The following is an 11,079-nucleotide window of genomic DNA, read 5'->3' as shown; positions in this document are numbered from 1 at the left end:
GAGAGCGGAAGGGGGCGTGGGGGGTAGGGGAGGGGGCCTGCCCTCACCCCCGGCCCCTCTCCCGCGCTGCGGGAGAGGGGAGGAGCGCAGAAGCGCCCTGCGACGATCCCCCCCTTCCTCTCCCCCGGCGTGGGAATTGTAAGCGACACGAACGCAGCGAGAGCGTCAAGTATCATCTCCCCCTTCCTCTCCCACAGCGTGGGAGAGGAAGGGGGGCTAGGGGGGATGGTGAGGGCCAGGGGGGATGCAACACGTCACAGACACGCCTGCATTACCTCATCGTTATGGCCATGTGACAGTAATTGTCGCATTTAATCGCTCAAGTGCAATACTGGCATAGCGGCTGATACCAATCCGCTCAATCGTTGGGGTGACGACCACGCCATCTACCGTCATTGTCACCTCTTCACCGACAGCTTCTGGCAAGAGCAGACGTACAGAGGCCGTTTGGCCACTACCGGTTATGTATAGTTGTATTCCCCGTTCGTTACGTTGCCAGCGGTACGCGAGGTAGCCATCGGATGCCGGGTAGTGTACTACCACCTCAGCCCTGGTAATAGAAGGTTCTACCGGCCAGCGTGGACTGACGATAGTATCCTCGTAACGACTGGAGTCATCAACGATTCCGGCCAGACCCTCGAAGAGTGCGCCCAACATCGCACTGGCTCCCCAGCCATCGGTAGGAATAGTATCAGGCCCCGAGATGCCAGGCCGACCGTCAGGATAGTACCAGAGGTAGGAAGCGTTGGTCAGACGCAGGAGATTGGCATAGCGGCGTAAAATGTCGAGTCCATACGGCTCGAAGCCAAATGTGAAGGCGCCACGAGCCAGTTCACCACCAACCAGCGGCATGATCCCACCATTGACATACTCGCCGGGCTGTTCACCTTTGCCGCCTGCCATCCCAAAGCTCCCTGCTGGAAAAGGCGGGTCAATGCTGTACCACTCGGCAAAGGCGCGGTTGAAATCGCGACGGGCGTAGTAGGTTTCAATAATGGCCTGTGCCTGCCCTACAGAAAGTACACGACGGTTAAGCGCATACGCATTCGAGAGGCTGAGCTGGGTAGACGGATCAACACCGGTTGGAGTGAACGTAGGGTCTTCAGGAATAAAATGGGTAAAAAAGCGGCCATTCCACGCCAACTCGTTTAAGCGCTGCATGATAGCATCAGAGAGTTCGTAATACTGCTGCGCTCGCTTTGGATCGCCAACCCGATTCTCAATTCGTGCCAGAAGAAAAAGGGCGTAAGCAAGCCCGGTGTTGTCACCGTGAAAGGTTCCCCAGACGGTATCAGGTTCGATCCAGTGGCGTGGCGCCGGTTTACCGTCAGGGCTGATGGTGGTCGGGCCATAGGCAAAATCCCACATATCGATGGTATACGGTCGTCGTACTAATCCCCGGTCGGCATTCCAGCGCAATGGATCAGTCGTGATGTAGGTAGCCGCCCGCCGCAGTGCTGGTAGATGGCTCTGTAACCATTTGTCGTCACCGGTCATCTGCCAGGCCTCGTAGACCCCCTGAATGTAGAGGAATTCGACGTCAGATTCGACCTCTTTCCGAAATGCTTTCACATAGCGCTCAGGGTAATCGATTACGTCGGGTAAACTTCCGTCCGGTTGTTGGGCATCACGGAACGCATCGAGTAAACTGGTTACATCATGCTCGAAATAGCGAAAGCCGCGCCCCTGATACACATGATCGCGCAGCCAAAGCAGGGGATTATCGGGTGAACGGTAGCCGCTAATCAGCCGTCCATTCAGTTCGTAGCTTACCCGTGCCTCTGCCATGAGTCCTTTGATACGAGGGTAGAGTGAGTCGATATCACTCTGCCCACTGATCAGGCTGGTCTGGGCATCGAGGATCACGATCTGACTACGAGCACCCGCTAGCCGACCATCGATCAGTGCTACTGCCCATTGTGGCCCCAATGCGCCGCCTGCTGGTAGAACAATCTCCCCCGTTCCATCGGTGACAACTGTTGTACCTTGGGCAGTCAACCGTCCACGGGCATCATAGAGCTGTACTTCAACCGAACCACGATATGCAGGAATCTGCACCACAATCGGGAGAGATTGCAGCGGCTGGACAACGTTCATCGGTCTGGCAAGGGTGAGTGATGCTCGTTGAGTCGCTGGCGGCAATGTAATCACCGCTGCTGGAGTCTGGTCGCGCCAGTGTTCTGGTAAGCGTTCAGCAACGGCACTTCCGTTTGCCAGAGCAACAATCTTCACCGTTGCAAAGTATTGTGCCAGTGCGTCATCGATCCAACGTGGTTCGCTTAACGGTGGCCCAATCTGCATTCCACCGGCGGCTTGCCAGGCACTACGGAATGGTTCATATACCTGATCAGCGGTTTGCTGCGCAGGTGAATGACAACTAACCAGAAGGATAACAACGATAAACCAGTGCGTTATCCGTTTCATAGAGCGCTATGATAGTAGAAAAAACCGAAGTGATCGCCGAACGAGCGCAAGGATCAGCGCACTTGCATGGCAAGCCTCTCATACCCAATAAAGATGTTCAACGTTGCCGATGTTCGGTCGCGTTCGCCGATAAACGTTATCCACATACACTTCCAGGCCGCATCGAGCGGTGCGTGACTGGAAACCATTTTGCATCAGTATACCGAAGATCGCCGATCTGTTGGGCATCGTACAGAAAACAACGACAACCCGGCACGCTGTATCCATCCGCGCACGGTACAGACGGGTTGAAGGCTCAATACCACTACCCATTCATTATCATTGAACAATTAGGAAAGAAAAGTTCTGTCAATATACACTGCCCGCTTGCAGAGAGCTTTGCGCTGAAGTATACTGCCTGCATACCCGACCTTTAAATTGCGCTACCATTATCCAATACTACCCGCGCATCGTAGCATCAGCAAGGAGCGCCTATGTCTCGCCTACCCGTGATCTTCATTCCCGGATTCACCGGTTCGTTCAATCTCCCTGTCTTGCTCGATTGGCGCGGTCCAACATTGAATGGGTGGAATTTTCCGCCATTTGTCGATTACGGCAAAACGTTGCTGCAAACGTTCACTCAAGCCGGCTATCGTCGCAATCGCGATCTCTTTGTCGCCTTTTACGACTGGCGGAAGCCGGTCGAGGAAAGTGCCCGTAACTACCTTGTTCCCTGGATCGACCGCGCAAAGAAGGCTGCCGGAGCTGATAAGGTGATCCTGATTGGTCACAGCATGGGTGGCCTGGTTGCACGCAGTTATATTCAGTCGTCCGCATATCGCAACGATGTTGACAGACTGATAACGCTTGGCACGCCCCATCGTGGTTCAGCGGAAGCCTACACTGCCTGGGCCGGCGCCGAACCGCATGCAGACGAGACGCTGCGCACCATCTTCGCCGTCTACCTGTGGTATTTGCGTCATGCTCACCCACTGCAAACTGAGCTTGATCCTGTTAAGACAATCCACACTCAGGTCCCAGGGGTACGTGATCTGCTACCGATTGATGACTACCTGTTAGCCGGAAATCCTCCGCAGTTGAAACCGGTAACCAGTATGGTAAGCCGGAATCTGTGGGGTGAGATGGTTAATCAACCGGCATCAGTTGCAACATTGACCAAACGAGTACCGGTGACAACGATTACCGGCGTTGGTTTTAATACGTTGAGCACGATCCTCGTTGGGCCACCGCCAACCGATCATCCCCTCCGTTATGCGGATGGTGTACCGCTCACGCGCCAGTATGATAGCCAGGGTGACGGAACCGTCCTCCAGCGGATGGCGATTGTGCCGCAGGCGAACAATCTCCCATCAATTCCGGTGAGTCACGGCGCATTGCCCGATAGTCCGCAGGCGTTGGCGCTTGTGTTCAGCGAGGTTGGCGTAGCTCCTCCGGTGTTGGGCGCCGTCCCAGCAGCCGCACCGCCATCGCCCACACCCCGCCTGGTAATCATGACAGCATCACCGATTACGGTAGAGGTTGAAGTTCCGTCCGGGCCACCGCTGCCCCCAGCTGGAGTATTAGGGGCTAGCGTGACACGAGCCGCACGACGCCGACGACGGATTCGGGGACGAAATTATGGTCATGCGGGAAAGGCACTGAATCTCGTTGTCATTGACCATCCGACTGCCGGTGATTACCGACTAGTTTTGCACGGCACCGATTCGGGCCATTTTGCGGTTGGGGCAATGCTGATTGGCGCCGGTGAACCACCAATTCTGGGGGGTGAGGGGGCAGCGGGGGCAACCGCGCCAACGATCACGACCATCGAGGGTGAAATCGCACGCGATGCCGATCTGTTTTACACCTGTACGTTGCCGACTACTGTCGATGCGCCTCAGCTCAGATTTGATGTTCAGAGTACTATGCGTGCTGCAATGGCGCAACTCGGTGCTGCGCTGAGCGAGCGTGGTGGCGTATTAGGAGCAGCACCGATTGATGATGATCGGTTACGCAACGTATTAAGCGGTGATTCGATGGCCATTGAGTCTCTGATGGCATTGCCACCGCTTGCACGTCGCCAGGCAATTGATCAACTCATCGATCTGTGTCAAACGTTGGTCGGCGATGAATACGAACGAGCGATGGCCGTCATCACGATGCTCATGCAGGTGCGTGATGCAATTGCCGGCGCGTGATTATTTCCTCTTCCGCCAAAGGATGGGTTTCAAACCTGTTAATGGTTTGCGTTCCCCGTGCAGGAAAAGAAGGAGGGGGAAGGTGAGAGAATGGCACCTTCCCTCCCTTTCGCCGTGTGAGAGCGGACAAAAGCTGGGGGAAGGTGAGGATCATCCGATATGACGTTTCACCATAATATACTCGTACCACCGGTCGGCAACCCGCAGTGCGAGATACACCAGCGTCAGAACTACTGCTGTACGACCGATCCACCACTGCTTCCAAAGCCACTCTAATGCCAGCGCCATACACAGCGCTGCTAGCGGCAGCATAAAGAAGACCTGCTTGAGGATCATATCGGCAATGTTCCAGCTCACGAGCGAGTAGAGCACGAGCACTGCCCACCAGCCGAAGAGCAATCCATGCGCACGGCGCGCAGCCGACCATGCCAGAATTGCTCCACCGACAATCAGCACAATACCCGGCCAGGTCAGATGGTTAAGCATATACGCCCCATCAATAGCCGGTGTGGGCAGCGGCGATGCTTCGGCGCGCACCACTCGTTGACTGAGGGCGGAGCTGATAGCCGGCAATGTCTCGGTGACGATCACCGGTACATACCACACGTGATAGGTAACAAATGCTATCCCCTCGGCGATAGCCAGACCCAACAGCAACAGCTTACCCCGTTGTATTGCTTTCGTCTCACGCCGGATCAGCTCAAACAGAGCGTAGATACCCATCATTGTAAACGCCATGATTCCCACTACCGTATATGTAAGCATTGCCAGCGCTGCGGCGGCTGCAACGCCCCACAATGCTCGTCGCTCACCAGGCTGATCGTCGTAGGCTAGAACAACTGCAATCAGCACCAGCGTGCCCCAGAGTCCCAGTTGGGTGGGCCAGTTTCCCCACGAAATCAGAAAATATGGTATCAGCAAGAGATGATAGCAACCGGCTGCTGCTACCGCCAGTCCCGGTCGTCCGAACAGACGGAGGGCGATGTACGCAATGAACAGACTGCGTGAAACGTCGAGTGCTGTATTTAACACATTCGACGCCAGACCCAGATCGATGCCAATCAAGCCAAATGGGGCCGTAATGAGGTACCAGAGCGGCGAGTAGGGAAAATGTCCACCCTCGAAGCCGACCGTCTCGCCAAGCAAGGTGACTCTACTCGGTACAACAAGCTCCATGAAGCGTCCGTCAAGAACTAACTGCGTGCGCGGTACATGCCAGCGTTCATCGTAGACAATGGTCTGGGGATAGATGACACCACCAATCTTGATCAACGCTGCCAGCAATACAATGCGCCAGAGCCACATTTCATGCCACTGCGGCAATGTTTCGCCACCACGGGCAAATGCAAAACGGGTGAAACTCCGCAATGGACCTAAACAGACGTGGAATCCCAACAACAATCCCCACAGCATTGGCGTAAAGATAGCCCACCAGATACGGAAAGCGGCCAATAACCCCCCCAGAGTGATCAGGACGGTTACCACGATCACACTTGCCAGTGCGCGCTCGACAGCCAGGCGTCGTAAGAGCCAGTATCCCAAACCACCAATCAGCGCCAGATGAATGGCTTGCCAGAATGGCCAGCCGTACTCCAACTGATACGCCGCGATCCAATCGATAACCACGCCTAATTGCCGGGGATCATTAGGAGTGGTAAACGTTGAACTGGTAAGATAGATGGTCAGATCATCATCACCGGGCGGCAAGAGAATGTAGTAACGAGCAATATCACTGCGTAGGCTTACCTTGATCGGTTCAATCTCTTGTGTGTCGATCACCAACTCAGCCGATGACACACCTTCTGGTCGGTATCCGCTGGCACGAATAATCAATGTTGTCCAACTCGATCCAATACCGGGGAAGGAGACACGAGCCTCATCCTTGGTAAACGAGTATGAGAATCGTTGATTCCGTTCTAGCCCGTGAAAACCCTCGATGTACGGTTGGGCATACGTTGTCCCAATATCGATCAATCCTGCCGGAGAAATCAGGCCTGCCAGACCAGCACAAACCATCCCCACTAGCATCACGCCAATGATGAACCAAACATCGTGCGATAAGTGTCGAAGCCGCTGTCTCATAATTGCTCCCATAGTGGTAGTTCCCGATAAGCGCCAAAGTGAATATCAATGAGTCGTGCGGAGACCATCCACGCATACCTGAAATGCAACCCAAGGCGTAGAGACGAGCGTGGCCTCTGCGACAATGTCCACCCGTTCAGGCCTGGTGCCTCTTACACAAATCATACACTCTTCCCCTGTTTTGACATTGTTCCTGTGCTATACTACCAAAGCAGATCAATGTTGTGATCTGCACACCCGCCATCCGGCGGACAACATAGAGGGACTGCAATGAGACTGGAGCGATTTACCGAAAAAGCGCAAAACGCCTTCCATATTGCGCAAGAGATTATGCAGGAGCATCAGCATTCGCAGCTCGATGTCGAGCATCTTTTTCTGGCGATGCTCCGTCAGCGCGACGGTCTGGCGGTTCGAGCTTTGACACGACTCAACGTCGATCCACAAGAGGTTGCCCGTCGTGTCGAGCGTGAGCTAGAAAAGTTGCCTAAAATTCTTAGCCCTTATGGAACGGGCACGCAGGTGTACATTACACCGCGTACCCAACGGTTGGTAAAGCGAGCCGAGGAAGAGGCCAATCGCTTGGGTGATCAGTATGTTGGCCTTGACCATCTGCTGATTGCGCTAACCAACGAACGCGATGGCCCATCGGCAAGGATTTTGCAGAGTTATCAGATTGATCAGGAGCGGATTTACCAGGTGTTGATGGATATTCGTGGTAATCAGCGCAGCGATGATCCGTCAGCAGAGAACCGCTACGAGATACTGACGAAATATAGCGTCGATTTGACCGAGCTGGCTCGTGAAGACAAGCTCGATCCGGTTATTGGCCGGGAAGCTGAGATCGCACGGGTCATCCGCATTTTGTCGCGTCGTACCAAGAATAATCCGGTACTGGTCGGTGAGACCGGTGTTGGCAAGACGGCGATTGTTGAGGGCCTGGCACAACGTATCGCACGTGGTGATGTGCCTCCAACGCTACGCGACCGTAAGCTACTGGCGCTCGATCTGGCCGGAATGGTGGCCGGTTCTAAGTTCCGCGGCGAGTTCGAGGAACGTCTCAAGGCTGTCATGGACGAGGTGCGCAATGCGAAGGGGCGCATCATTCTCTTCATCGATGAGCTGCACACCGTCGTCGGAGCTGGTGCAGCCACTGGCAGCATTGATGCCTCGAATATGCTAAAACCGGCTCTCTCGCGTGGTGAAATTCAGGTGATCGGTGCTACTACTATCGACGAGTACCGCAAACACGTTGAGAAGGATGCTGCGCTTGAACGGCGCTTCTCACCGGTCTTCGTGGAAGAACCGGATCCAGAGACAACCATCGAAATGTTACGCGGTTTGCGTAAGCGGTATGAAGAGCATCACCAGTTGACCATCAGCGATGAAGCGCTGAAAGCGGCGGTGCAGCTATCGAATCGTTATATTAATGATCGCTTCTTGCCCGATAAGGCTATCGATTTGATCGATGAAGCCAGCGCCAAGCTCCGCATCGACATCTTCTCGATGCCGCCCGAACTAAGAGCAAAGGAAGAAGAGCTGAAGCGCTTACAGGCTGAAGAGGAAGAGGCTGGCGCTCGCCGTGACTACGAGCGAGCCGCTCTCTTACGTGCTCGCTATCTCGCCCTGCAAAGCCAGTTTGAAGCAGAACGTAGTGAATGGCTGGCGCGTAACAATCTTGATGAGGTTGTTGATGAAGAGGACGTGGCCCAAATCGTTTCGAGTTGGACGGGCGTGCCGGTAAGTCGAATGCTCGAGACCGAACGTGAGAAGCTGATCCACATGGAGGAACGGCTGCACGAACGGGTTATCGGGCAACATGAGGCTATTGTTGCGCTCAGCGATGCGATCCGTCGGGCACGTTCAGGTCTGCGCGACCCGCGTCGTCCCATTGGTTCATTCCTCTTCGTTGGTCCTACCGGTGTCGGTAAGACCGAGTTAGCGCGAGCCCTCGCCGAATTTATGTTCGATAGCGAAGAGGCAATGACCCGCATCGACATGAGCGAATACCAAGAGCGTCACACTGTGAGTCGCTTGATCGGTGCCCCACCTGGTTATGTCGGTTATGACGAAGGTGGTCAGTTGACCGAGAGCATCCGTCGCCGTCCCTATCAGGTGGTACTCTTCGATGAGATCGAAAAAGCTCATCGTGATGTGTTTAATGCACTGTTACAGGTGCTCGAAGATGGTCGGCTGACCGACGGTCAGGGGCGAACGGTCGATTTCCGCAATACAATCATTATCATGACCAGCAACGCTGGTACTGAGCATTTGCAGGGTGGCGGGATCGGCTTCAGTGTCGGTAGCCGAGGCGCAAAAGTCTTCGATATGCGCGAGGCGCGGAAGAAGGTTGATGAGGCGCTTAGACAGACATTCCGGCCCGAATTTCTCAACCGAATCGATGAGATTATTCTCTTCCATCCGCTCTCAATGGATGATCTGACCAAGATCGTTGAGTTGCAGGTTGCCGAACTGGTCGAGCGTTTGCGCGAACAACAGATCGGCCTTACCCTGACCCAGGCTGCCAAAGAGTACCTGGTTCAGGAAGGATACAACCCGGTCTTTGGTGCGCGACCACTCCGCCGCACAATTCAGCGATTGCTCGAAACCCCTATCTCGCGTGAGTTGCTGAAAGGGAACTTCCGACCAGGCGATCTGATTGAGGTGGATGTCGAGAACGGCCAGCTTGTCTTCCATCGCGGTGGTGTCCTCACCATCGAGGAACCCCGCCCTGCTGAACCACTTGATGCGTGAACTGTAATCTACGATGCCGGGTTTGTCATCTTTATTTATCCGGCATCGTGGTATGATCGTAATTGATACGCAGCAGGTGTTTGTTCTCAGATCAGGAGTGGCCGTGACAACATCTGATATTGCAACTCAACTCGTTACTGCTCAGCGCCGGGCCGCTCGTCTGCGCAACGCATTAATGACGGTAGGCGCTTTTTTCACAACTGCTCGCCAATCCGATCCTTTGCCAATGCTTCGCGATCTGTGTGGCGAATGGCTGTTGGCCGATAAGGTCGATATTGTTGTGCCTGCTGGTACCGGCAGCTTGCGTTCGCACTCGCCGACCATGCTGGTTGGCCCAATCACTATCGGGCGCCGTGTTGTCGGTCGCATCGAAGTGACGCGCGCTAACCCACCGTTTGATAGCGATGATCGCGAACTGCTCACCGCGCTTGGGCAAATTGTCGGTGCTGTTCTTGAACAATCATCGCTACAAGGACAGCTCGATCAGTATCTCAACCAGGCTCGTGCGCACGCTGATACTCTCGACCAACTGTTGCATTTTGGTCGTCTGGTCATCAGTGCTACTGCCGATCCACTCCATCTCGGTCTACAGCTCGCCACGCAGGTACCTGCGATGGTTGGTGGTGAACGGGCATCACTGTTGTTGATCCCGCTTGATAACGAGGAAACACCGCTGCTGATCCTCAGTAATGGTCACATAGCGACCCCTGAGCGTGCCCGCGAAGTGCGCGATCAGGGGTTTGCCGGTCTGGTATTGCGCGAAGGGCAACCGCTGATCATCGATGAAACTGAAGCTGATCGACGCTGGCTATCATTACGTACACACGAGATCGATGCACCGACGCGGTGTGCAATGGCTGCGCCGCTACGCTGGGGATCGCGCTTACTTGGTGCTATCACCGTTACTACAACCCGTAGCCGTCGTTTCGACAGCTCGCATCTCAATCTGCTTGAACTGGTTGCCTGCCATATTTCGCTTGCCATCTATGCTGCCGATCTCGAAGTGCGTCGTAAACGTAGTGTCAAACACTTGAATGCGATTCAAGATCATATCAATGCCGCTCTCACGGCGGCTCGTGCTGGCGATCTCAAAGCTCTGGATCAGATTGAAGCACAGCTTCAGGATATGCAAGTCGCACTTCGCACACTGTCGCTCAATGTCTCGGTTCTCCCTAACGACTACGAACAAGCAGATGAAACCTGAGATACCATGTATCGCTACGCCAGAAAATAGATGTAGCACACCTGAGTGTGGAACGACCGTCTTACCTCGTTATCGTTACGATACATACGTCAGACAGCTCATCGCTGAAAGTCATAACAGGCCCCCCGTGACTCGTTGTAATATCGGGGTAAGCAATAGAGGAAGCAGGCAGAGCTACATACCGTGTATTGCCTAATCTCTTTCGTCTCTCGAAAACAATATCGAGAATGAGTTTGAATATTTTCTTGCCAGTACTGCATCTCCTGCATCTCTAGCTATTCGGCTCCTTGTCAAGTTCCCTCTCTTTATCGCCACAATGTCTGATTGTGGTACGTACCTACGCCAACCCCTGCAACCGTCGCAACTCGGCCTCTAACTCACGCAGACGGACTTCAAGCTCGACCCGCGCTGCTGCTTCCCGCTGAGCCTGTTCCTCCGCCT

The 11,079-nt window shown here is 54.5% G+C and carries 5 protein-coding genes; 3 read left to right on the top strand and 2 right to left on the bottom strand.

Features of this window, described 5'->3' with window-relative positions; genetic code table 11:
• Positions 1-282: 282 nt before the first annotated feature.
• Entirely contained in the window at positions 283-2,424 is a 2,142-nt protein-coding gene (locus JE47_RS0117710) for a hypothetical protein (protein WP_031461033.1), read from the bottom strand.
• Positions 2,425-2,897: 473 nt separating this feature from the next.
• On the opposite strand from JE47_RS0117710, the gene JE47_RS0117700 reads away from it, so the two are divergent.
• Entirely contained in the window at positions 2,898-4,601 is a 1,704-nt protein-coding gene (locus JE47_RS0117700; RefSeq protein ID WP_031461031.1) for a lipase family alpha/beta hydrolase, read from the top strand.
• A 150-nt stretch (positions 4,602-4,751) separates the two neighbouring features.
• On the opposite strand, the gene JE47_RS0117695 is transcribed toward JE47_RS0117700, so the two are convergent.
• Positions 4,752-6,683 carry a hypothetical protein gene (locus JE47_RS0117695; protein ID WP_031461030.1) on the bottom strand — a complete coding sequence of 644 codons (1,932 nt, stop codon included), beginning with the start codon at positions 6,681-6,683 and terminating at the stop codon, positions 4,752-4,754.
• Between the two features lie 270 nt (positions 6,684-6,953).
• Between JE47_RS0117695 and JE47_RS0117690 the strand changes: the two genes are divergently transcribed.
• The gene (locus JE47_RS0117690; protein WP_031461029.1) at positions 6,954-9,434 is read left to right on the top strand and encodes an ATP-dependent Clp protease ATP-binding subunit; all 2,481 of its coding nucleotides are present in this window, start codon (positions 6,954-6,956) and stop codon (positions 9,432-9,434) included.
• 103 nt (positions 9,435-9,537) lie between these two features.
• Positions 9,538-10,638 (top strand): GAF domain-containing protein, encoded by a 1,101-nt coding sequence (locus tag JE47_RS0117685; RefSeq protein ID WP_031461028.1) that lies wholly within the window; start codon positions 9,538-9,540, stop codon positions 10,636-10,638.
• Positions 10,639-11,079 lie beyond the last annotated feature (441 nt).

The organism is Chloroflexus sp. MS-G (assembly GCF_000735195.1).
Lineage (GTDB): Bacteria > Chloroflexota > Chloroflexia > Chloroflexales > Chloroflexaceae > Chloroflexus.
This window is presented reverse-complemented; position numbering and strand designations above follow the sequence as displayed.

Bases quoted from the DNA above. Each gene is read 5' to 3' on its own strand.
- JE47_RS0117710 (WP_031461033.1), bottom strand. From the start codon at position 2,424: ATGAAACGGATAACGCACTGGTTTATCGTTGTTATCCTTCTGGTTAGT.
- JE47_RS0117700 (WP_031461031.1), top strand. From the start codon at position 2,898: ATGTCTCGCCTACCCGTGATCTTCATTCCCGGATTCACCGGTTCGTTC.
- JE47_RS0117695 (WP_031461030.1), bottom strand. From the start codon at position 6,683: ATGAGACAGCGGCTTCGACACTTATCGCACGATGTTTGGTTCATCATT.
- JE47_RS0117690 (WP_031461029.1), top strand. From the start codon at position 6,954: ATGAGACTGGAGCGATTTACCGAAAAAGCGCAAAACGCCTTCCATATT.